At 69.4% G+C, this 21,624-nt stretch carries 23 protein-coding genes and 1 pseudogene; 12 read left to right on the top strand and 12 right to left on the bottom strand.

Annotation, left to right across the window (positions count from 1 at the left end; genetic code table 11):
• The first annotated feature begins 12 nt into the window (after positions 1–12).
• The 8 genes from ACIPRI_RS16705 (at position 13) to ACIPRI_RS16670 (ending at position 7,581) form a co-directional block, all read left to right on the top strand.
• Entirely contained in the window at positions 13–2,376 is a 2,364-nt protein-coding gene (locus ACIPRI_RS16705; RefSeq protein WP_446622587.1) for a heavy metal translocating P-type ATPase, read from the top strand.
• Entirely contained in the window at positions 2,376–2,513 is a 138-nt protein-coding gene (ccoS, locus tag ACIPRI_RS16700) for a cbb3-type cytochrome oxidase assembly protein CcoS (protein WP_446622586.1), read from the top strand. The genes ACIPRI_RS16705 and ccoS overlap by 1 nt, the downstream gene beginning before the upstream one ends.
• Positions 2,514–2,597: 84 nt before the next feature.
• Positions 2,598–4,040 (top strand): cytochrome-c oxidase, cbb3-type subunit I, encoded by a 1,443-nt coding sequence (ccoN, locus tag ACIPRI_RS16695; RefSeq protein WP_446622585.1) that lies wholly within the window; start codon positions 2,598–2,600, stop codon positions 4,038–4,040.
• 29 nt (positions 4,041–4,069) lie between these two features.
• Positions 4,070–4,720, top strand: a complete 651-nt coding sequence (gene ccoO / locus ACIPRI_RS16690) for a cytochrome-c oxidase, cbb3-type subunit II (RefSeq protein ID WP_446622584.1) — start codon at positions 4,070–4,072, stop codon at positions 4,718–4,720.
• 23 nt (positions 4,721–4,743) lie between these two features.
• Positions 4,744–4,887: a cbb3-type cytochrome oxidase subunit 3 gene (locus tag ACIPRI_RS16685; RefSeq protein WP_446622583.1), complete on the top strand. Its 144-nt coding sequence runs from the start codon at positions 4,744–4,746 to the stop codon at positions 4,885–4,887.
• A 21-nt stretch (positions 4,888–4,908) separates the two neighbouring features.
• Entirely contained in the window at positions 4,909–5,829 is a 921-nt protein-coding gene (ccoP, locus tag ACIPRI_RS16680) for a cytochrome-c oxidase, cbb3-type subunit III (protein WP_446622582.1), read from the top strand.
• A 19-nt stretch (positions 5,830–5,848) separates the two neighbouring features.
• Positions 5,849–7,300, top strand: a complete 1,452-nt coding sequence (gene ccoG / locus ACIPRI_RS16675; RefSeq protein WP_446622581.1) for a cytochrome c oxidase accessory protein CcoG — start codon at positions 5,849–5,851, stop codon at positions 7,298–7,300.
• On the top strand, positions 7,297–7,581 hold the full coding sequence (locus tag ACIPRI_RS16670) for a FixH family protein (protein ID WP_446622580.1): 285 nt from the start codon (positions 7,297–7,299) through the stop codon (positions 7,579–7,581). Before ccoG ends, ACIPRI_RS16670 begins: the two co-directional genes overlap by 4 nt.
• Before the next feature lie 7 nt (positions 7,582–7,588).
• Here ACIPRI_RS16670 and ACIPRI_RS16665 read toward each other — a convergent pair whose 3' ends face one another.
• Positions 7,589–8,302 (bottom strand): helix-turn-helix domain-containing protein, encoded by a 714-nt coding sequence (locus ACIPRI_RS16665; RefSeq protein WP_446622579.1) that lies wholly within the window; start codon positions 8,300–8,302, stop codon positions 7,589–7,591.
• Positions 8,303–8,388: 86 nt separating this feature from the next.
• On the opposite strand from ACIPRI_RS16665, the gene hemN reads away from it, so the two are divergent.
• Positions 8,389–9,816: an oxygen-independent coproporphyrinogen III oxidase gene (hemN, locus tag ACIPRI_RS16660; RefSeq protein WP_446622578.1), complete on the top strand. Its 1,428-nt coding sequence runs from the start codon at positions 8,389–8,391 to the stop codon at positions 9,814–9,816.
• A complete protein-coding gene (locus tag ACIPRI_RS16655; protein ID WP_446622577.1) occupies positions 9,816–10,535 on the top strand; it encodes a sulfite exporter TauE/SafE family protein in 720 nt (239 codons plus the stop codon). Before hemN ends, ACIPRI_RS16655 begins: the two co-directional genes overlap by 1 nt.
• Positions 10,536–10,546: 11 nt before the next feature.
• Here the strand turns inward: ACIPRI_RS16655 and ACIPRI_RS16650 are convergent, their stop codons facing one another.
• From ACIPRI_RS16650 to ACIPRI_RS16620, 7 genes and pseudogenes are all read right to left on the bottom strand, one after another.
• Positions 10,547–10,699: a hypothetical protein gene (locus tag ACIPRI_RS16650; protein ID WP_446622576.1), complete on the bottom strand. Its 153-nt coding sequence runs from the start codon at positions 10,697–10,699 to the stop codon at positions 10,547–10,549.
• Entirely contained in the window at positions 10,689–10,883 is a 195-nt protein-coding gene (locus ACIPRI_RS16645; protein ID WP_446622575.1) for a YgaP family membrane protein, read from the bottom strand. The genes ACIPRI_RS16650 and ACIPRI_RS16645 overlap by 11 nt, the downstream gene beginning before the upstream one ends.
• 120 nt (positions 10,884–11,003) lie before the next feature.
• Positions 11,004–11,213, bottom strand: a complete 210-nt coding sequence (locus tag ACIPRI_RS16640; RefSeq protein WP_446622574.1) for a hypothetical protein — start codon at positions 11,211–11,213, stop codon at positions 11,004–11,006.
• A 148-nt stretch (positions 11,214–11,361) separates the two neighbouring features.
• Complete coding sequence (locus ACIPRI_RS16635; RefSeq protein ID WP_446622573.1) at positions 11,362–12,951, bottom strand: HAD-IC family P-type ATPase; 1,590 nt, start codon at positions 12,949–12,951, stop codon at positions 11,362–11,364.
• Between the two features lie 139 nt (positions 12,952–13,090).
• A pseudogene (locus ACIPRI_RS16630) lies at positions 13,091–13,723 on the bottom strand (P-type ATPase); the annotation flags it as partial.
• Complete coding sequence (locus ACIPRI_RS16625) at positions 13,723–14,118, bottom strand: cation-transporting P-type ATPase (protein ID WP_446622572.1); 396 nt, start codon at positions 14,116–14,118, stop codon at positions 13,723–13,725. The gene ACIPRI_RS16625 and the pseudogene ACIPRI_RS16630, both read right to left, overlap by 1 nt.
• Positions 14,115–15,188, bottom strand: a complete 1,074-nt coding sequence (locus ACIPRI_RS16620; RefSeq protein WP_446622571.1) for an NAD(P)-dependent alcohol dehydrogenase — start codon at positions 15,186–15,188, stop codon at positions 14,115–14,117. Before ACIPRI_RS16620 ends, ACIPRI_RS16625 begins: the two co-directional genes overlap by 4 nt.
• Before the next feature lie 127 nt (positions 15,189–15,315).
• Between ACIPRI_RS16620 and ACIPRI_RS16615 the strand changes: the two genes are divergently transcribed.
• Entirely contained in the window at positions 15,316–16,872 is a 1,557-nt protein-coding gene (locus ACIPRI_RS16615; protein ID WP_446622570.1) for a bifunctional aminoglycoside phosphotransferase/ATP-binding protein, read from the top strand.
• Here the strand turns inward: ACIPRI_RS16615 and ACIPRI_RS16610 are convergent.
• The 3 genes from ACIPRI_RS16610 to ACIPRI_RS16600 all read right to left on the bottom strand — a co-directional run bounded on the left by ACIPRI_RS16610 (position 16,869) and on the right by ACIPRI_RS16600 (position 20,239).
• Positions 16,869–19,529 (bottom strand): bifunctional acetate--CoA ligase family protein/GNAT family N-acetyltransferase, encoded by a 2,661-nt coding sequence (locus tag ACIPRI_RS16610; RefSeq protein ID WP_446622569.1) that lies wholly within the window; start codon positions 19,527–19,529, stop codon positions 16,869–16,871. The two genes, ACIPRI_RS16615 and ACIPRI_RS16610, sit on opposite strands and share 4 nt — an antisense overlap.
• Positions 19,530–19,734: 205 nt before the next feature.
• Positions 19,735–20,016 (bottom strand): hypothetical protein, encoded by a 282-nt coding sequence (locus ACIPRI_RS16605; RefSeq protein ID WP_446622568.1) that lies wholly within the window; start codon positions 20,014–20,016, stop codon positions 19,735–19,737.
• Positions 19,997–20,239 carry a DUF2933 domain-containing protein gene (locus tag ACIPRI_RS16600; RefSeq protein WP_446622567.1) on the bottom strand — a complete coding sequence of 81 codons (243 nt, stop codon included), beginning with the start codon at positions 20,237–20,239 and terminating at the stop codon, positions 19,997–19,999. Before ACIPRI_RS16600 ends, ACIPRI_RS16605 begins: the two co-directional genes overlap by 20 nt.
• Before the next feature lie 283 nt (positions 20,240–20,522).
• Between ACIPRI_RS16600 and ACIPRI_RS16595 the strand changes: the two genes are divergently transcribed.
• Positions 20,523–20,792 (top strand): hypothetical protein, encoded by a 270-nt coding sequence (locus tag ACIPRI_RS16595; protein ID WP_446622566.1) that lies wholly within the window; start codon positions 20,523–20,525, stop codon positions 20,790–20,792.
• 12 nt (positions 20,793–20,804) lie between these two features.
• Here the strand turns inward: ACIPRI_RS16595 and ACIPRI_RS16590 are convergent, their stop codons facing one another.
• The gene (locus tag ACIPRI_RS16590; RefSeq protein ID WP_446622565.1) at positions 20,805–21,563 is read right to left on the bottom strand and encodes a hypothetical protein; all 759 of its coding nucleotides are present in this window, start codon (positions 21,561–21,563) and stop codon (positions 20,805–20,807) included.
• Positions 21,564–21,624 lie beyond the last annotated feature (61 nt).

Here is a 21,624-nt window from a genome sequence, read left to right as displayed (position 1 = left end):
TAGCCTCGCTGCATGCCTGCTTCCCTTGCGCTCGATCCGGCTGGTCGCGCCGGCGACGACGGCGCCGCGGCGACAGCGCAGGCGCGCGGCGACTGGCGCCTGCTCGACGAGCCGGACCAGTGGTCCTTCTTCAGCCGCCCGCTGGGCAATGCCGTTGCCCAGCCCGGCGAGCGGTCCGCGCAGCGCTGGGAATCGCAATTCGTCATCGAGGGCATGCATTGCGCCGCCTGCGCCTTCAATGTGGAAGCGGCGCTGGCGCGCCTGCCGGGCGTCGAGCGGGTCGACGTCGACGGGGCCGGCCGGCGTGCCCGCATCCGCTGGTCGGACGCAGCGGCCCGGCCTTCGCAATGGCTGGAGGCCGCCGCCCGGGCCGGCTACGGGCTGGTGCCGGCGGGTGACCTGCAGGCCCGCGCACGCCGGCTGCGCGAAGGGCGGCTGGCGCTGTGGCGCTGGCTGGTCGCGGGCTTTTGCATGATGCAGGTGATGATGTACGCCTACCCGGCGTACACCGCGCGCCCGGGCGAGCTGGCGGCCGACAGCGCGCAGCTGCTGCGCTGGGCCTCCTGGGTGCTCAGCCTGCCGGTCCTGCTCTTCTCGTGCGGGCCCTTCTTTCGCGGCGCACTGCGCGACCTGCGCCACGGGCGCATCGGCATGGACCTGCCGGTGGCCCTGGGCATCGCCATCACCTTTGCCGTCAGCAGCGTCGCCACCTTCGACCCCGCCGGGCCGCTGGGCGCGCAGGTGTACTTCGATTCGCTCACCATGTTCGTGTTCTTCCTGCTCACCGGCCGCTGGCTGGAGTCGCGCTTGCGCGAGCGCACGGCCGGCGCGCTGGAGGGGCTGCTCAACCGCCTGCCCGACAGCGCCGAACGGCGCGCGCCCGACGGCCTGGGCTTCCAGCGCGTGCCGGTGCAGCGCCTGCGCCCCGGCGACGTGCTGCGCGTGCTGCCGGGCGAGCGCTTCGTTGCCGATGGCGTGCTGGTCGAGGGCGACACCGCGGTCGACGAGGCCCTGCTCAGCGGCGAGTCGCGCCCGCAGGCGCGCGCCTGCGGCGAGCACGTGCTGGCCGGCAGCCACAACCTGTCGTCGCCGGTGTGCATGCGGGTGGACTCGGTGGGGGAAGACACGCGCTTCGCCCGCATCGTCGCCCTGATGGACGGCGCTGCGCTCAGCAAGCCGCGGCTGGCGCGGCTGGCCGATCGGGTGGCGCGGCCTTTCCTGGTCGTGGTGCTGGCGGCGGCGGCACTGGCCGCCGCCGGGTGGTGGCCGGCGGGCCCCGGCCAGGCGCTGATGGTGGCGGTGGCCGTGCTGATCGTGACCTGCCCATGCGCGCTCTCGCTCGCCACCCCGGCCGCCATGCTGGCCAGCGCCGGCGCGCTGGCCCGGCGCGGCCTGCTGGTGCGCGAGCTGCAGGCGCTGGAGGCGCTGGCCGGCGTTGACACCGTGGTGTTCGACAAGACCGGCACGCTCACCCGCGACACGCCGCGTCTGACGCGCATCTACTGCCGGCAGGGCATGCGCCCGCGCGAGGCGCTGGAGCGCGCCGCCGTCATCGCCGCCGCCTCGCTGCACCCGGCGGCGCGTGCCCTGGTAGCGGCCTGGCGCGCCGCACCGCAGCCCACGCTGGGCGAGTGGACGCTGCTGCAAGCCACCGAGCATGGGGGCCTGGGGCTGGATGCGCGGCTCGCCCGCGGCGCGCGAAGTGGCGCTCCTTCCAGCCGGATGCGCCTGGGTGCCGCCGCCTTCTGCGACGTCTCGGCGCTTCCGCTCGAGGCGACGCAGGTGCATCTGGCCGATGAAAAGGGCTGGGCCGCCAGCTTCGTGCTGACCGAGGATCTGCGTGCCGACGCCGCCGACACGGTCGCGCTGCTGCGCGGGCGCGGCCTGGATGTGCACCTGCTGTCCGGCGACCGGGTCGGCGCGGCGCGGGCGCTGGCCGCGCGCGTGGGCATCCGGCACGTGCAAGGCGGCTGCGCGCCGGAAGACAAGCTGCGCTACCTGAAGACCTTGCAAGCGCAGGGTCGACGCGTGCTGATGGTGGGCGACGGCCTCAACGACGGGCCGGTGCTGGCGCGTGCCGATGCCTCGCTGGCTTTCGGCACCCAGGCGGCGCCGCTGACGCAGGCCCGGGCCGACTTCATCGTGCTGGGTGACGAGCTGCGCGTGATCGACAAGGCCTGGCTGCAGGCACGCGCCACCATGCGTGTGGTGCGGCAGAACCTGGCCTGGGCCGCGGCCTACAACCTCCTGTGCATTCCGCTCGCGCTGGCCGGCTGGCTGCCGGCCTGGCTGGCCGGCCTGGGCATGGCGGCCAGCTCGCTGGTGGTGGTGGCGAACGCGGCGCGCCTGACGTCCGCACGCAAGGCCGGGCCCTGATGGACATCCTGTTCCTGCTCATCCCCTTCTCCGTCGGCCTGGTGCTGCTGGTGCTGGCAGCGCTGTTCTGGGCGGTGGAGCGTGGCCAATTCGACGACGTCGAGCGCGAAGGCGAGCGCATCCTGCACGGCGATTGATCTGCATCAAAGGGGCCTGGCAAGGGCCCGTCGACACTGGCCGCAACCCCGACGACAGACAGCAGAAGAACGGAAGACCAGGCCATGCAAGACGCAAGCGACTCCCCCACGGCGATCTATCACGACACAGTGGTGCGCCAGCTCGCCTTCATGTCCGTCGTGTGGGGCGTGGTCGGCATGCTGGTGGGGGTGGTGATCGCCTCCCAGCTGACCTGGCCCGAGCTCAACCTGGGCATTCCCTGGCTCAGTTACGGGCGCCTGCGGCCGCTGCACACCAACGCGGTGATCTTCGCCTTCGGCGGCTGCGCGCTGATGGCCACCAGCTTTCACGTGGTGCAGCGCACCTGCCAGACGCGGCTGTTCGCGCCGGGCCTCGCGTCCTTCGTGTTCTGGGGCTGGCAGGCCATCATCGTGGCGGCAGCCATCAGCCTGCCGCTGGGTTACACGCGCGGCAAGGAATACGCCGAGCTGGAATGGCCCATCACCATTGCCATCGCGGTGGTCTGGGTGGCCTACGCCATCGTCTTCTTCGGCACCATTGCCAAGCGCAAGGTGCGCCACATCTACGTGGCCAACTGGTTCTACGGCGCCTTCATCATCGCGGTGGCGCTGCTGCACATCGTCAACGGCGCCTCGATGCCGGCCGGCTGGATGAAGAGCTACTCGGTCTATGCCGGCGTGCAGGATGCGATGGTGCAGTGGTGGTACGGCCACAACGCGGTGGGCTTCTTCCTCACGGCGGGCTTCCTCGGGATGATGTATTACTACATCCCCAAGCAGGCGGAGCGTCCGGTGTATTCGTACCGGCTGTCGATCGTGCACTTCTGGGCGCTGATCTTCACCTACATGTGGGCCGGCCCGCACCACCTGCACTACACCGCCTTGCCCGACTGGACCCAGTCGCTGGGCATGGTGTTCTCGCTGATCCTCCTGGCGCCCAGCTGGGGCGGCATGATCAACGGCGTGATGACCCTGTCGGGCGCCTGGCACAAGCTGCGCACCGATCCGATCCTGCGCTTCCTGATCGTGTCGCTGTCCTTCTACGGCATGTCGACCTTCGAGGGGCCGATGATGTCGATCAAGACGGTCAACTCGCTCAGCCACTACACCGACTGGGGCATCGCCCACGTCCACTCGGGCGCGCTCGGCTGGGTCGGCTTCATCACGATGGGATCGCTCTACTACCTGATCCCGCGCCTGTACGGCCGCACCGCCATGTACAGCGTGCCGGCCATCGAGCTGCACTTCTGGATCTCCACCATCGGCGTGGTGCTGTACATCGCCGCGATGTGGATCGCCGGCGTGATGCAGGGCCTGATGTGGCGCTCCATCAACCCGGACGGCACCCTGGCCTACACCTTCGTCGAGAGCGTGAAGGCGACTTTTCCCTTCTACCTGCTGCGCCTGATCGGTGGCCTGCTGTACCTCAGCGGAATGCTGGTGATGGCCTGGAACGTCTGGATGACCGTCATCACCGGCAGCTCGGCGCGCGCCGTCGTGCCGCCGCTGGTCCCGGCCCACGCCTGAGTGCCTGCAAGAAGAAAGAAAGCCACGCCATGACAACGCCTAACGATTCCAGCGCCGCCGGCAGCGGCAGCAGCACCGGCTTCAGCCACGAGAAGATCGAGACCAACAACTTCCTGATGATCGTGCTGATCCTGATCGTGGTGGCGATCGGCGGCGCGGTCGAGATCGTGCCGCTGTTCTTCCAGAAATCCACCACCGAGCCGATCGCCGGCATCAAGCCCTACAGCGCGCTGCAGCTGGCCGGTCGCGATGTCTACCTGCGCGAGGGCTGCTACGGCTGCCACTCGCAGATGATCCGGCCCTTCCGCTCCGAGACCCTGCGCTACGGCCACTACTCGGTGGCCGGCGAGTTCGTCTACGACCACCCTTTCCAGTGGGGCAGCAAGCGCACCGGTCCCGACCTGCACCGGGTGGGCGGACGCTACAGCGACGAGTGGCACCGCATCCACCTGAACAATCCGCGCGACCTGGTGCCCGAATCCAACATGCCGGCCTACCCCTGGCTGGACAAGACCCTGGTCGATGCGCAAGCCATGCCGGCCCGCATGCGCGCACTGCGCCGGGTCGGCGTGCCCTACAGCGACGAGGAGATCGCCGCCGCGCCCAAGCAGGTGGAAGGCAAGACCGAGATGGAAGCCACCATCGCCTACCTGCAATCGCTCGGCCTGGCGCTGAAGTAGCAAAGAAGAAAAGGAGTCACGCCATGGACCTCAACAGCCTGCGCATCGGCGCCACCGTCGCCTGCTTCCTGCTCTTCCTCGGCATCGTGCTGTGGGCCTACGCGCGGCGCAACGCGGGCCGCTTCGAAGAGGCCGCCCGGCTGCCCTTCGAGGCTGGCGATGAATGAGAAGAAACAAGGAGCCGTGCGATGAGTGACTTCCTGAACGCCTTCTGGGCCGACTACGTCGCGGTGCTCACCCTCGCGAGCATCGCCGCCTGCGCGCTGCTGCTGTGGGTCACCGCCCGCAAAAAAGTGGCCCTCAGCGCGGACAACACCACCGGCCACGTCTGGGACGAGGACCTGCGCGAAGCCAACAACCCGCTGCCGATGTGGTGGGTGGGCCTGTTCGTCATCACCATCGTGTTCGGCCTGGGCTACCTGGTGCTCTATCCGGGCCTGGGCCGCAGCGACGGCAAGCTGGAATGGAGCGCGCAGCAGCAGTACCGCAGCGAGCGCGCCCTGGCCGACCAGGCCATGGTGCCGATCTATGCGGGCTTCCAGGGCCTGCCGATCGAGCAGATCGCCGGCGACGCCAAGGCAAAGGCCATCGGCGAGCGCATCTTCATGAACAACTGCGCCCAGTGCCACGCCTCGGATGCGCGGGGCAGCCGCGGCTTTCCCAACCTGAGCGACACCGACTGGCTGCATGGCGGCAGCCCCGATGCCATCGTGCAGAGCATCACCAAGGGCCGCGCCGGCATCATGCCGCCGATGTCCGCCGCCGTCGGCACACAGGAAGAGGTACGCAACCTCGCGCAGTACGTGCTGAGCCTGTCGGGCCGCGCCACCGATTCGGTGCGCGCCGGGCTGGGCAAGTCCAAGTTCTCGGCCTGCGCGGCCTGCCACGGCGTGGGCGGCGTGGGCAACGCGGCCCTGGGCGCGCCGCGCCTGAATGACGACATCTGGCTGCACGGCTTCGGCGAGGACGCCATCGTCGCCATCATCAACAAGGGCCGGCACAACATCATGCCGGCGCAGGAGGAGCGCCTGACCGAGGCGCAGATCCAGGTGGTGGCGGCCTATGTCTGGGGCATGTCGAACAAGCCGGCGGCCAAGCCAGCGCCCTGAAGAGGATTCGCGCACCACCATGGTCCAGGCAGCCGGTCAGCCGCAGCGCAAGAACATCCCGATCATCCCGATCGCGCCGGATGGGGCGCTCGCCGAAGTAGGGCTCTATGCCCGCTCGCGCAAGATCTATCCGCGCACCATCAGCGGTCGGTTCAATCGCTGGCGCTGGGCGCTCGTTTTCGCGACACAGCTCTTCTTCTACGGCATGCCCTGGGTGCAGTGGGGCGGGCGGCAGGCGCTGCTGTTTGACCTGGCGGGGCGGCGCTTCTACATCTACGGGCTGGTGCTCTATCCGCAGGACCTGATCTACCTGTCGGGCCTCCTGGTGCTGTCGGCGCTGTCGCTGTTCCTGTTCACCGCGGTGGCCGGTCGGCTGTGGTGCGGCTATGCCTGCCCGCAGACCGTCTACTCCGAGATCTTCCTGTGGGTGGAGCGCCATATCGAGGGTGAGCGCAGCGCCCGCATGCGGCTGGACGGCGCCAGCTTCTCGGCGGAGAAGCTGGTCAAGAAATGGCTCAAGCACCTGGTGTGGCTTGGAATTGCCCTGTGGACTGGCTTCAGCTTCGTCGGCTACTTCACGCCGATCCGCGAGCTGGGCCTGGCCTTCCTGCAGACGCGCATGGGCGGCTGGGAAGTGTTCTGGGTGATCTTCTACAGCCTGGCCACCTACGGCAATGCCGGCTTCCTGCGCGAGCAGGTGTGCAAGTACATGTGTCCCTATGCGCGCTTCCAGGGCGCCATGTTCGACCACGACACCCTGGTCGTGAGCTACGACGCCGCACGCGGCGAGCCCCGCGGCCCGCTGGTCAAGGGACAAGCGGCGAGCACCGGCAAGCCCCTTGTTGGCGACTGCATCGACTGCACCTTGTGCGTGCAGGTCTGCCCCACCGGCATCGACATCCGGCGCGGCCAGCAGTACGAATGCATCGGCTGCGGGCTGTGCGCGGATGCCTGCGACCAGGTGATGGCGCGGATCTCTCGCCCGCGTGGCCTGGTGCGCTACGCCACCGAGAACGCGCTGGCCCACGGCTGGAATCGGGCCCACATGCTGCGCCGGGTGCTGCGCCCGCGCGTGCTGATCTATGGCGCAGTGCTGTTGGCCCTGTCCATCGGCCTGCTGGCCAGCCTGGTGGTACGCATGCCGCTCAAGGTGGACGTGGTGCGCGACCGCGCCGCGCTGGCGCGCATCGTGGCGGGCGGCCAGTTGGAGAACATCTACCGCCTGCAGTTCATGAACGCCACCGAACGCGATCAGGTTCTGCGCGTGCAGGTGCACGGCCTGCCCGGCCTGCGCGTCGCTTCCGAGGATCTGTTCGAGGTCGGTCCGGCGCAGGCGCGCTGGGTGGCCGTGCGGCTGCAATTGCCGGCCGAGCAGGCCACGCCCGGATCGCATCCGGTGTACTTCGATGTGGGCGATGCCGACGGCAGCCTGCATGTGTCCGAGAAAGCCATCTTCCTGGTGCCGCGATGAACAAGACCCCCTCCGATCCCGCAGGCGCCCCCCAGCCCTGGTGGAAGTTCCCCATGATGTGGCTGGTGCTGGGCCTGCCGGCCGCGGTGATCATGGCCGGCTTTGCGACCTTGTGGATTGCCATGGCGCGGCCCGATGCGGTGGTCGATCCCGACTACTACCGCAAGGGTTTGGAGCTGGGCCGGAGCGGGCGCGGTGTCGTCGTCGACAAGGCGCAATTGCCGGCCCAGGTCGGGCGCAATCACGCGGTGACGCCTGGCAAGGATCCCGTTCAAAGATAAGCGGGAATCAAGGACTGAGCATCCGCTGCAGCGCCCCTGCATCCAGGATGCGCAGGTGCCGCTGGCGCACTTCGAGGATGCCGTCGTCCATGAACTTGGACAGCGTGCGGCTCACCGTCTCCAGCTTCAGCCCCAGGTAGCTTCCGATCTCTTCGCGCGACATGCGCAGCAGCACCTCGGTACGCGAGAAGCCGCGTGCATGCAGGCGCTGCACCAGGTTCAGCAGGAACACGGCCAGCCGCTCCTCGGCGCGCATGCTGCCCAGCAGCAGCATCACGCCGTGCTCGCGCACGATCTCGCGGCTCATGATCTGGTGCACATGGCGCTGCAGCGCCGGTACTTCGCGCGACATGGCCTCGATGCGGTCGAAGGGAATCACGCACACCTCGGCATCTTCCAGGGCCACCGCGTCGCAGCTGTGGAACTCGTTGACGATGCCGTCCAGGCCCATGATCTCGCCGGCCATCTGGAAGCCCGTCACCTGGTCGCGCCCGTCCTCGCTTGCCACCCGGGTCTTGAACACGCCGGTTCGGATGGCATAGAGCGACGTGAACTTCTCGCCGTTGTGAAACAGCAGCTCGCGCCTGCGCAGGCGCCGGCGCAGCGAGACCAGGCCGTCGATGCGCTTGAGCTCGTCGGGCTGCAGCCCGGCGGGCATGCACAGCTCGCGCAGGTTGCAGTTGGAGCAGGCGACCTGAATGGAAGGCTTGTTGCAGATCATGCTGCGGTCATTCTCACGGTGCCTGGGCACGCGAGGCTTGATGCACGTCAAGGCAGGGCAGGCGGCTTGCCTTCACATTGCTTCGCATGCAAGCAGCCCAAATTTCCAGCCCGGCGCTGCCGGACAGCCTCCATTTGCCGGTCTCTCCGGCGCAACTCAAGCGCTTCGAGGTGAGCGGGCCGCGCTACACCTCCTACCCGACCGCCGACCGCTTTGTCGAAGCCTTCGACGACGAGGACTACGCCCGCGCGCTGCGGCACCGGCGCAACGCCGGGGCGCAGCAGGCGGCGCCTTTGTCGCTGTACGTGCACATCCCGTTTTGCGCGTCGCTTTGCTACTACTGCGCCTGCAACAAGATCATCACCCGCCACCATGATCGCGCTGACCGCTACCTGAATTACCTGGCGCGAGAGGTCGAGCTGCAGGTCGAGCAGCTGGGGCGCGGCCTGCCGGTCAGCCAGCTGCACCTGGGCGGCGGTTCGCCCACCTTCCTGGACGACGCGCAGCTGGGCCGGCTGATGGGACTGCTGCACGGCGCCTTCAGCTTCCTGCCCGAAGCCGAGCGCTCGATCGAGATCGACCCGCGCACGGTCGATGCCAGGCGGCTGCAGAACCTGGTCGAGCTGGGCTTCAACCGCCTGAGCTTCGGCGTGCAGGACTTCGACCATGCCGTGCAGCAGGCGGTGCATCGGGTGCAGCCGGCGACGCAGGTGGCCGAGCTGATGGCGGCGGCGCGCGACCTGGGCTTCGGCTCGATCAACATGGACCTGATCCTCGGTCTGCCGCGGCAGACGCAGGACAGCTTGGAGCACACCCTCGAAGAGGTCTGCCGGCAGCGGCCCGACCGCATCGCGCTCTATGCCTACGCGCACCTGCCGGAGCGCTTCAAGGCGCAGCGGCGCATCCATGTCGAGCAGCTGCCCAGCGCACCAGACAAGGTGCAGATGCTGTCGCGCGCCATCGCCACGCTGTGCGCGGCCGGCTACGTCTACATCGGCATGGACCATTTCGCGCTGCCCGACGACCCGCTTGCCGTCGCCAAGCGCCAGGGCCGGCTGCACCGCAACTTCCAGGGCTACAGCACGCAGCCGGACTGCGACCTGGTGGCGCTGGGCGTGTCGGCCATCGGCCACATCGGCGCCACCTACAGCCAGAACGCCAAGACCCTGGATGCCTACTACGATCATCTGGACCAGGCCCGGCTGCCGGTGGAGCGCGGCCTGGCGCTGACGCGCGACGACCTGCTGCGCCGCGCCGTCATCATGGCCATCATGTGCCAGGGCAAGGTGGACTTCGGCGCCATCGGTCAGGCGCACCTGGTGGATTTCGTCGACCATTTCGCGCCCGAGCTGGCAGCCCTGGGCCCGCTGGTGGCGCAAGGCCTGGTGAAGCTGCGCGACCACGAACTGGAAGTGACCGAGACCGGCTGGTTCTTCGTGCGCGCCATCGCCATGGTGTTCGACCGATACCTGCAGGCCGACCGCAACCGGGCGCGCTTCTCGCGCATCGTTTGATGATGTTGGAACAGGCGCCCCTGATCGGCGCGGCCCTGCTGATGGGGCTGGCCGGCGGCCCGCATTGCGTGGCCATGTGCGGCGCGCCTTCCACCGGCCTGATCCGCCTGGTTCGGGTGGTGCCGAACGATGCGGCCGGTGCCTGTGCGCGTGCCGCGCCGTCCGGCCTGGCCCTCTTTCACACGGGTCGCCTCGTCAGCTACGCGCTGGCCGGTGCGCTGGTGGCGGGTGTCGCGCAAGCACTGGCCCTGGCGGCCGAGCAGGTGGCGGCGCTCAGTCCGCTCTGGGTACTGCTGCATGCGGCCATCCTGGCCTGGGGCCTGGCCTTGCTGGCACTGGGCCGGCAGCCGGCCTGGGCGCATGGCCTGGGCCGCGCGCTGGCGCGCCGCCTGGCGTCCCATGGCACAAGCGGTGCCGGCCGGCGCTTACTGGCCGGCGGGGCGCTGTGGGTGCTGATGCCTTGCGGCCTGCTGTATTCGGCGCTGGCGCTGGCCAGCCTGGGCAACGGGCCGTTGCAAGGTGGCCTGGCGATGCTGGCCTTTGCCCTGGGCAGCGGCGCCGCCCTGAGCCTGGCGCCCTGGCTGTGGCAGCGGCTGCATGCGCGGCTACCGCGCGGCGAAGGCTGGGGCACGCGCGCCGCCGGCCTGCTGCTGGCACTGCTGGCGCTCGATGCGTTGTGGATGGACCTGGGGCGGCAAGTGGCGCAGTGGTGCGCCTGAGCAGCCGAACTTCAAGGCAGCGGAATGAACAGGCGCGCCAGCAAGGCGCGCAGCCCCAGCCAGACCACCGCCGCGCCCGAGAGCAGCAACAGGGCCAGCAGGCTCAACAGGTTCCAGCCCGAGTCGTGGCGCTGCTCGTCCACGGCGAAGGGATCAAGCAGCATCGCGCTTGCAGGTGCGAACACCCAGCACCGTGTAGAGCGGACAGACCGACACGAGCCCGGTGACCAGCGGGAGCACGCCCACATAGCCCCACGCGCCGATGGCGTCGGTGAGGGTGAGCGACAGGAGCAGGAGGCCCAGGCCGATGCGCAGGGCGCGGTCCAGGCTTCCGACATTGGGCTTCATGGGGGCTTGCTCCTTGGGTAGCGGTGACGAATGGGATGCCCATCGTGCCCGTTCGGCCCGGCCCCGGCCTTGCGCTGGATCAAGAACGCGTGCTGCCGCCGTGCCGTGGCGCCGGCCGCTTCAGTGCATCTGGGTGGGACGCACGTCCGGCCAAGCCGTCTCGCGGCCCATCATGGCGCGGGCATACAGGTAGTTGTGCCGCGCCCGCCCGCCGAGGCTGTCCATGTCGACATGGCCGGCGGCGTCGCGGGGGAACGCATAGCCGCGATGGCCGTCGCACAGTGGGTCGAAGCGCAATTCCCAGCCGGTGGAGTAAGAAGAGGCGTTCATGGCGGTCTCCTTCGGGATCGCGCGGGGCGCGCACCTGGTGCGCGGCCCTTGATTCGAAGCGTAGAGCAGCGCCGTCAACCGTCATTGAACGGCCGGAATCGTTGCGCAACATCGTGTCAACCGGGCGTGACGGCCGCGTCGCGCGGATTCACGGCGCGAACGCCTGGAGCCGGGGAATCCTGCGAACGACGGCCTTCTCCGCCTCGAGCAGCAACAGAAGCACGCCGCCCGCGCCGCCCGCGAGCAGGAGATCGGCCGCTGCCAGGGGTTGTGTCGCGAAAAGCCGGTTCATCGCCGGCGCATAGGTGAAAGCCAGTTGCACCGCCGCCAGCCCCCCCAGCGCCGCCAGCACCGCCGGCGTACCCAGCGCACCGCGCAGCGTGAGCGATCGGGTGCCGAGAAAGCGCACGCTGAACAGGTAGGCCACTTCCATGGCCATCACCGCGTTGATGACCAGCGTCCGGGCGGTGTCGAGGCCATCGCCACGGCCCAGCATGTGGAACAGCAGTCCCAGTGTCACGCCGGAAAAGACCAGAGACACCAGCACGACGCGCCAAAGGATGAATCGCGAGAGCAGAGGCGCATCGGCATGCCTGGGCGGGCGGGCCATCACGCCGGGTTCGGGCGGCTCGAAGGCCAGCGCCAGGCCGAGCGTGACCGCGGTGATCAGGTTCACCCAGAGGATCTGCGCCGCGCTCATCGGCAGCGGGATGCCCAGCAGAACGGCGATCACCACGGCCAGCACCTCCCCGCCATTGGTCGGCAGCGTCCAGGCGATGACCTTGCGGATGTTGTCGTACACGGTGCGGCCCTCGTGCACCGCGTTCACGATGGAGGCGAAGTTGTCGTCGAGCAGCACCATCTCGGAAGCCTCCTTGGCCGCCTCGGTGCCCTTGATGCCCATCGCCACGCCGACGTCGGCCTGCTTGAGCGATGGCGCGTCGTTCACGCCGTCGCCGGTCATCGCCACCACGTGTCCTCGCGACTGCAGGGCCCGCACGATGCGCAGCTTGTGTTGCGGACTGGTGCGCGCGAACACGTCGGTCTGCTCGACAAGCTCCGGCAGCGCGGCATCCGCCACCGCATCCAGCCGGGCCCCGGTCAGTGTGCGCGGCGCGTCGCTCAAGGCGAGCTGCCGCGCAATGGCCGTCGCGGTGTCCGCGTGGTCGTCCGTGATCATCTTGACGCCGATGCCGGCCGCCTTGCATTGCGCGATCGCGTCCCGGGCCTCGCGGCGCGGCGGATCGATGAAGCCCACGAGTCCGAGCAGCTCGACGCCGCCGGCCACGTCGTCGAAGTGCAATCGCGCATGCCCCGTTGGCAGCCGCCTGGCGCCAAAGCCGAGCACGCGCTCGCCGTTCGCGGCGGCCTCGGTGAGCGCTGCCGCCCAACGCGCGCGCGCGGCGCCGGGCATGGGCTGCGCCATCTCCAGCAACTGCTCGGGAGCGCCCTTGACGAAGACGACTGGCTCGCCTGCAGGGTGGCCACGGTGTAGCGTGGCCATGAAGCGGTGACCGGCATCGAACGGGATCTCGTCGACGCGCGGCCATTCGGCACGCTCGTGGGCCGGATCGAGCCCGGCCTTGCCGGCCAGTGCGAGCAGCGCCCCTTCCATGGGGTCTCCCGCGACGCTCCACACGCCGCCGCGCTCGTGCAGGATGGCGTCGTTGCAGAGCACCGCGCAGCGCAGCAGCGCAGCAGCGCCGCCGCGCCGCCGCGCCGGCCAGTGCATCGGCATCGTCCGCCCCCTCGCCGGCGCGCAGGTAGCCGTGCGGCGCGTAGCCATCGCCATCGACCAGCAAGGTGTGCGCCGGCCCGATGACGCGACGTGCCGTCATCTCGTTGCGGGTCAGGGTGCCCGTCTTGTCCGAGCAGACCACGGACGTGGCGCCGAGCGTCTCCACGGCGGGCAGCCGCCGGATCACCGCATTGCGCGCGGCCATGCGCTGCACCCCGACGGCCAGCGTGATCGTGATGACGGCGGGTAGCCCCTCGGGGATCACACCGACCGCCAACGCGACCACGGCCATCAATGCGTCTACCCAGTTCCAGTCGCGGATCCACACGGCGTAGGCAAAGAGCATGGCCGAGCCGACCGCCACGAGCGCGGTGAAACGGCGGCCGAACCGGTTTACCTGGCGCAGCAGGGGCGTGGTGAGCGGCTCTACCGATGACAGCAGGCTGCCGATGCGCCCCAGCTCGGTGCCCGGGCCGGTGGCGACGACAACGCCGCTCGCCTGGCCGGCTGCGACCAGCGTGCCGGAGAACGCCATGCTGTGGCGATCCCCGAGCGAGGCATCGTGCGCTGCCGGGTGTTCCTGCTTCTGGGCGGCGACCGATTCCCCCGTGAGCAGGGCCTCGTCGATCAGGAGGCCCCGCGCCCGCAGCAGTCGCAGGTCCGCCGGCACCCGGTCGCCCGCTTCGAGCAGCACCACGTCGCCCGGGATCAGGTCGGCAACCGGCACGCGCATCCGGCTGCCGTCGCGAAGCACATGGGCATGCGGCGAGATCAGCCGCCGGATGGCGGCAAGGGCGTTTTCCGCCTTGCCCTCCTGCAGGAAACCACGATCGCATTGACCAGCACGACGGCGACGATGACCGTTGCATCGAGCCCGTGCCCCAGCACGGCTGCTGCTGCGGCGGCGACCAGCAGCGCATGGATCAGGGTGCTCTGGAACTGCGAGAAGAAGCGGACCAGGGGATGGCGGGTGGGCGGCGGCGGCAGGGCGTTGGGACGGTGGACCGCCAGGCGAGAGGCGGCCTCGGCCAGGCTGAGGCCGCCCTGGCGGCTGCCCAGCGCGCCGAGCACGTCGTCGCCGGCGCGGGCGTGCCATTTCGGATCGCCAGAAATATCCTGGCTGTCTGTTTGGTGGACCGGCACCTGCGCACGGCACCGTTCGATCATGGGGTGATCGCCACCTTCAGCACACCGTCGCGCTGGTGCCCGAAGAGGTCGTACGCCTTCTCGATGTCGTCGAGCTTGAATCGATGCGTCACCATCGGGCCAAGGTCGACGCGACCGGATTGGATGACCGCCATGAGGCGGCGCATGCGCTCTTTGCCGCCCGGGCACAACGTGGTCACGATCTGATGATCGCTCAGGCCCGCTGCGAAGGCGCCGAGCGGGATATTTAGGTCGCTGGAATAGACACCCAGGCTCGACAGCGTTCCGCCAGGCCGCAGGACCCGCAGGCAGGCCTCGAATGTCGACTGAGTACCCAGGGCCTCGATCGCCACATCCACGCCCCGGCCATTGGTGAGGCGCATGATTTGCTCGACGGGGTCCTCCGCGCTGCCGTCGATCACATGATCGGCCCCCATGCGCCTGGCGATCTCCAGTCGGCCCGAGAGCCGATCCACGCCGATGACCGTCGTCGCGCCGCTCAGCTTGGCCCCCGCGGTGGCGCACAGGCCAATCGGACCTTGCGCGAACACCGCGACGGTGTCGCCGATGCGGATGCCCGCCCGCTCGGCCCCGCCGAATCCGGTCGACACGATGTCCGGACACATGAGCACCTGCTCGTCGGTGAGTTCATCCGGCACCGGCGCCAGGTTGGCCATGGCGTCGGGCACAAGAACATACTCCGCCTGACAGCCGTCGATCGTGTTGCCGAACTTCCAGCCGCCCATTGGCTTCCAGCCGTGCGCCGTGCCGGCGCCGTCCTGCGAGCATGCGCCGCAGAGGCAGGCGTTGCTCCAACCGCTAGGCGTAATGGCCCCCGCGATCACTCGCTGGCCCTCGCGAAAGCCCAGGACGGCGGAGCCCAGTTTCTCGATCACGCCTACCGGCTCATGACCGATGGTCAAGCCGTTGGCAACCGGGTACTCGCCCTTCAGGATATGGATGTCGGTCCCGCAGATCGTCGTCGTGGTCACTCGCATCAATGCATCGAGCGGTCCGATGTCCGGAATCGGCTTCTCGTCCAGCACGATGCGGCCGGGTTCCACAAAAATTGCTGCTTTCATCTTCGGCATCTGGCATCCTCCAATTCGAGTGCCGGCGCTGCACTACGCACCGGCTATTTCACTGTAGGAAGGAAGTTGCCGGCAGGCCTTGCGCGGCGTCAAGGCCGGCTGGCACTGCGTTGACGAAGATCGTTGAATGGCTGCGCAGAACATCGATAGAACGCTCGTCGCGGCGCTGCGCAAGCGCCTCCAGGCCGAGTCGGGACAGGATGTGGCGCTCGTCGAGACTCACCTCTCCTGGGTGCTGCTGACCCCCGCGCTGGCCTACAAGCTGAAGAAGCCGGTGCGCCTGCCTTTCGTCGACTTCAGCGCGCTTGCCGCGCGCAGGCATTTCTGCGAGGAGGAATTGCGGCTCAACCGGGCGCTGGCGCGCGGTCTCTACCTTGGCGTGGAGCCTGTCTGCGGCACCCGCGCGCGGCCGCGCATCGGCGGGGAGGGCGAAGCGATCGACTACCTGGTGTGCATGCGCCGCTTTTCGGAAGGTGCGTTGCTCGGCGAATTGCTGCAGTCGGGCCGACTGGGCCTGGCCGAATTCGACGCTTTCGCGGTGCGCCTGGCGGCTTTTCATGGCGCTGCGTCGGTGGCGCCCGAGCTGTCGACCTTCGGCGCGCCCGAGGAGATCGAGCGGATTGCGCTGGAGACGCTCGGCCGGCTCGGGGAGGCCCATTGCGACGGCGTGCGCCTGGCGGCCCTGCAGCATTGGCTTCGCGAGCGCGCGCAAGACCTGCACATGACCTGGCTGCAACGAAAGCGCGGCGCATCGGTGCGCGAGTGCCACGGCGACCTGCACCTGGCCAACGTGGTGCGGTTGGAGGGCGAACTGCTGCCCTTCGACTGCGTCGAGTTCGATCCGGCGCTGCGCTGGATCGACGTGATGAGCGACCTGGCCTTTCTCTCCATGGATCTGAAGGCCCACGGCCGCGCCGACCTGGCGTTCCGATTCCTCGACATCTACCTGCAGCACAGCGGCGACTACGAAGGCCTGCCGGTGCTGCGCTTCTACGAGGTGTACCGGGCCCTCGTGCGCGCGCTGGTCGGGTGCCTGCGGCGCCAGGAGGCGGGCGCCGATGTCGCGGCGGGCGAGCCCGACTACCTGGCCTGTGCCGAACAGATCGCCCGCGGCGCGGATGGCGGCCCGCGCCTGCTGATCACCCATGGCTTCTCCGGCGCGGGCAAGTCCACGGTGGCGGGGCAGTTGCTGGAAGCGGCCGGCGCGATCCGCATCCGCTCCGATGTGGAACGAAAGCGCCTGTTCGGCCTGGGCGCCCTGCAGCGCTCGACCGGCCAGGAGCTGGACATCTACACGCCCGAGGCAACCCGGCGCACGTTCGCGCGGCTGGCCGATGCGGCACGCGCCTCCCTGCTGGCCGGCTATCCGGTGATCGTCGACGCGGCCTTTCTGCGGCATGCCGAGCGGGCGACCTTCCGCGCCTTGGCCGCGTCCCTGCGGGTGCCCTTCGCCATCCTGGACCTGCGGGCCGATGCCCGGTTGCTGCGCCACCGCGTAGCCGCGCGCGATACCGGACGCAGCGATGCGTCGGAAGCAGACCTGGCCGTGCTCGAGCGCCAGTTTGCCTTCCACGAGGCGCTGGACGCCCGGGAACTGGCAGCCTGCATCGTGGTCGATGCGCGGGAGCCGACCGATGCCGCGGCGCTGCATGCGTGCTGGACGCGAGCCCTGCATCAAGCCTAGGTCAGCGCCAGCACCACGCGTCGCGTGTCCGAGGCCACCGGCTCGCTGCCGTCGTCGGCAAAGCCCATGGCCCGCGCCAGCTGCAGCATTGCCGTGTTCTCGCGCAGGACCACGCCCACCAGCCGTGCAATGCCGCGCGAGCGCCCATGCTCGATCAAGAGGCCCAGCAGCAGCGAGCCCAGGCCCCGGCCCTTGAGGTCGGAGCGAACCAGCAGGGCGAACTCGGCCTCCACCTGGTCCGGGTCGCTCACCGTTCGGCCCACGCCCAGCGTTTCGACTTCGCCCTGCGCGTCGAGGGCCTCGACGATGAATGCCATCTCGCGGTCGTAGTCGATCTGGGTGAGCCGCGCCAGTTCGCTGCGCGGCAACTCGCGGCGGGTCTGGAAGATGCGCATGCGGATGTCCTCGGGCTCGATGCGCTGCAGGAACAGCAGGTGCTGCGCCTCGTCCTCCGGACGGATCGGCCGCACGGTGACGGGCCGGCCGCGCCAGTCCAGCCGGCGCACCCACTCGTCGGGGTAAGGCAGGATCGAAAAGCGCTGCGCGCCCGACACCGGCTCGCGGGCCACCCGGATGCGGGCGTCCAGCGCGAGCACGCCGGCCTCGTCCGCCCACAGCGGGTTGATGTCCAGCTCGGCCAGCAGCGGCTGCGCGGCCAGCAGTTGCGAGACGGCGATCAGCACGTCGTACAGCGCCTCCATCTGCGCCGGCGGATGCTCGCGCCAGCCATCCAGCAGGCGTGCCACGCGGGTGCGCGACACCAGTTCGCGCGCCAGGCTGCGGTTGAGCGGGGGCAGGGCGACGGCGCTGTCGGCCAAGACCTCCACCGCCGTGCCGCCCTGGCCGAACAGGATCACCGGGCCGAACACCGCGTCGACGCTGGCGCCGACGATCAGTTCCCGGGCATGCGGGCGCTGCGCCATCGGCTGCACGGTGAAGCCGGCAACGTGCGCCTGCGGCCGGGCAGCGGCCACCGCCTGCTTCATCGCGACCACCGCCTGCGCCAACGCGTCGGGGTCGGACAGGCCCAGTCGGACGCCGCCGACGTCCGACTTGTGCGTGATATCGGGCGAGCGGATCTTCAGCGCGACCGGATAGCCCAGTTCGGCGGCCGCGGCCAGCACTGCCTTCGTGTCGGCCGCCACGGCCAGCGTGCGCACCACCGGCACGCCGTAGGCGCGCAGCACGGCTTTGGCTTCCTCCTCGTCCAGCCATTCGCGGCCTTCGGCCCGTGCCTGATCCAACAGGCGGCGGGCGGCGGCGCCGTCGGGCGGCGCGTTCCCGCTGGCGGCCGGGGCCTCCATCAGCATGCGCTGGTTGCGCCGGTAGGTCTGCAGCATGGCAAAGGCATGCACCGCCTCTTCCGGCGTGGCGTAGTCGGGGATGCGCGCCGCCTCGAACAGCTGGCGCGCCGGCGCCACCGCCGCGTCGCCCAGCCAGCAGCCCATCACGCGCGGCGCCGCCTGGCGCGCCAGCGGCAGGCAGGCGCGCGCGATGTCGTCGCTGCGCACGATGGCGGTGGGCGCATGCATGAAGAGCACCGCGCCCGCGGCCGGGTCGGTCAGCAGCGCCGAGAGGGTGGCGGTGTAGCGCTCCAGCGGCGCGTCGCCGATGATGTCCACCGGGTTGGCGTGGGACCAGTTGGGCGGCAGCACCGCATCGAGCCGGTGCAGCAGTTCGGGACTCGGTTCGGCCAGCGTGACGCCCTCGCGCGCCGCCGCGTCGGCCGCCATCACGCCGGCGCCGCCGCCGTTGGTCATGATGGTGAGCGTCTCGCTCTGGTTGCCGCGAAAGAGCGCCAGGGTCTCGGCCGCGCCGAAGAGCTCCTGCAAGGTGTCCACCCGCAGCATGCCGGCGCGCCGGATCGCCGCGTCGTACACCTTGTCGGAACCGGCCAGGGCCCCGGTGTGCGAGGCTGCGGCGGCAAGGCCGTTTCCGGCGCGGCCGGCCTTGACCACGATCACCGGCTTGTTGCGCGCCGCGGCCCGGGCCGCCGACATGAACTTGCGCGGCGCCTCGACCGACTCGATGTACAGCAGGATCGCGCGGGTCTGCGCGTCGCTCGCCAGGTGATCGAGCAAGTCGCCGAAGTCGACGTCGCAGTGCTCGCCCAGCGACACCAGCCGCGACAGCCCGATGCCGCGGCTGCGCGCCCAGTCGAGCATGGCCGTGACCAGCGCGCCCGACTGCGACACGAACGCCACCTCGCCGGGCAGCGCATCGGCATGCGCGAAGCTGGCGTTCAGGCCGATGTGCGGGTTGAGAACGCCGATGCAGTTGGGGCCCAGCAGGCGCATCAGGTACGGGCGCGCGGCGTCCAGCGTCGCCTGCTTCTGCGCGGCATCCAGCCCGGCGGTCACGATCACCGCCGCGCGCGTGCCCAGTGCGCCCAGCTGCGCCACCAGCGGCGCGATGGTGGCTGGCGGCGTGCACAGGACGGCCAGCTCCGGCGCAGCGGGCAGCATCGCGGCGCTGGCGTAGAGGGGCACGCCATCGAGTTGCGCGTGCTTCGGGTTCACGCCCCACACCGGGCCCTGGAAGCCGCCGGCGCGCAGGTTGCGCCACACGGTGGCGCCCACGCTGCCGGCGCGCTGGGAGGCGCTGAACAGCGCCACCGAGGCGGGTGAAAGCAATCGATCGAGGTGGCGGATGGTCAAGTGGATCGCTCCGAAGTCTGGCGGCCATCTTGCGCAGGCCGGCGGGTCGACCCCTTGATCGGCATCAAGCCGCCGGCGTCGACGCGGTGCCGCTGAACCCAAGCCATGCCCGCGACAACCCCGACGGGCGGGGGGTCTGCGTGCACCGCGTGCGGCTCGCCTCGCTCGAGCACCATCACCAGGAGAACCCGTCGAGCGAACGGGCTCAGGCCGTATACAGACGGACGAACAACCAGGCAACCAAGCCGGCCAGACACACCCAGCACAGCCAGAAGAGCGCTCGTTCCCACCATAGGGGCTCGCGCTCGACAGCTTCCAGGCGGTGTTTGAGGGTCATGCCCGTCCCGTGAACCAGGATGCCGGCCACGAGGATGGGGATTGCGAATCCGCGAAGGACGTTCGGCACCAGCAAGGCCAGGCCGGCGCCCAGAACAATGGCGCCGAGCCCTGAGGCGAGCTCGGCGGCCTTAGCCGTTGCGCGGGCCATCGTCGTCCCGGCTCTCGCCGTGTGCGTGGCCGCCGTGGCCGTGTCCGCGGTGCATGAAGATGTGCATCAACGGGCACGCGGCCAGGAATGCAAAGGGAAGCAGCGCCAGCATGTGGTCCTTGTGTGCGACCCATAGATAGATGCTCGCGACCACGGCGATGAGGGTCGAGACGACTCCCAAGGGTGTCTTCCAGAAAGAAGGGCGTGCGTGCTGCTGGTCCATAGTGGGCTCCTAAACCAACCGCAGCATGGGCCAGCGGCAGAGCGGGAACTTGAGCTGCATCAACTGCGGGCCCGAAGCTGATGCAAGGCCCGAAGCAAGGCGACAACGTGTGCTTCACGGCCGAGAAGAAAGACGGCACGTACATGGTCACCGCCATCGAGGCGGCGAAATAGATTGCATGGGGTTCAGCTCACATTGATGCATGTCAATGGGCTGGGTTGGCGCACCCGTAATGTGGAGCTCCGGCATTCCATGTCCCACAGTCAACCGTAAAGGAAGTCCCATGAAGCTCATTTCACGCGTAGCGCCCCTGGTTTCATCTGCGCTTTTGGTCGTCGTGCTGACCGGCTGTGCCGCTGCTTCTCAGAAGAGCGACGCCCATGCTCACGCGGACATGGGCGCGATGGACACGCAAGCCATGTGCGAAAAGCACAAGCAGATGATGAGTGGCAAGCCCTCCGCAGAACAGCAAGCGATGATGCAGGAGCACATGAAATCCATGACGCCGGAGATGCGCCAGCGCATGCAGGCAATGCACGAGAAGTGCAAGTAGGCGGCTGGCCCGTCAGCCGTGCAGCTCGCCCATTTCCGCGAGCAGCGCAGCTTGGACCAGGCGCAGGTGGTTGTCGGCGCGGCGAGCGTCGTCGAGTTCGACGCCGCGTGCCTGCAGCGGCCAGCGTGCGGGCTGCGTCGCGTCGACCACGAAGGTGGCGTCCTCGCAGGCCTCGCGCCCGGCGTCGGTGCCCAGGACGTCGAAGCCAAGGTCGCGTGTTGCGGTCAGGAAGACTCGGGCGCGCGGGCTGTCCGCGTCGCCGAGGAGGCAGACCGACAGCGGCGCTTGCGCCGGCAGCGGGTGTTCGTAGAGCGTCATCAGATCGGCCAGGGCGCACACGCGGTGTTGCTCGCCGCCCAGGCCTTCGGTGACCGGCACGCCGGCACAGCGGGCGATCCGCTGCGGCACCAGCGCCGGCAAGAATTCGCAGTCGATCGCGTCATACATCCGCCCAAGGGCGCCGGCCAGCGCCTCGATGTCGCGCGCCTGGGCGTCGGCGTGATGGCTGTAACGCACCAGCGCCACCTGGGCACCGAGCTGGATGGCGGCTGCCTGCAGCAGTGCCGATTCGGGGCCGGGCGGGCATGCCATCAGCAGCGCCAGGTTCTTCCCGCGCAGGGGCTGGTAGGAGGGGCGCGCACGCAGCTCGGCGCGGACCCGCCGGGCGGCCTCGAACAAGGCCAGGATGCTGGCGACCGCCGGCGGCCAGTCGGGCAGCCGGCGCAACGAAGATGATGAATGAGGGGAGTGCACGTACGCAACGGTAGGCACTCGGCCGGCCGACCTCTTGATCGCCATCAAAGGACGCTCGCTTCCGAGGCAAGAAACACTG

Source organism: Variovorax sp. LARHSF232 (genome assembly GCF_052871435.1).
The sequence above is the reverse complement of the archived record's forward strand: the minus strand, read 5'-3'. Positions and strand labels throughout refer to the sequence as shown.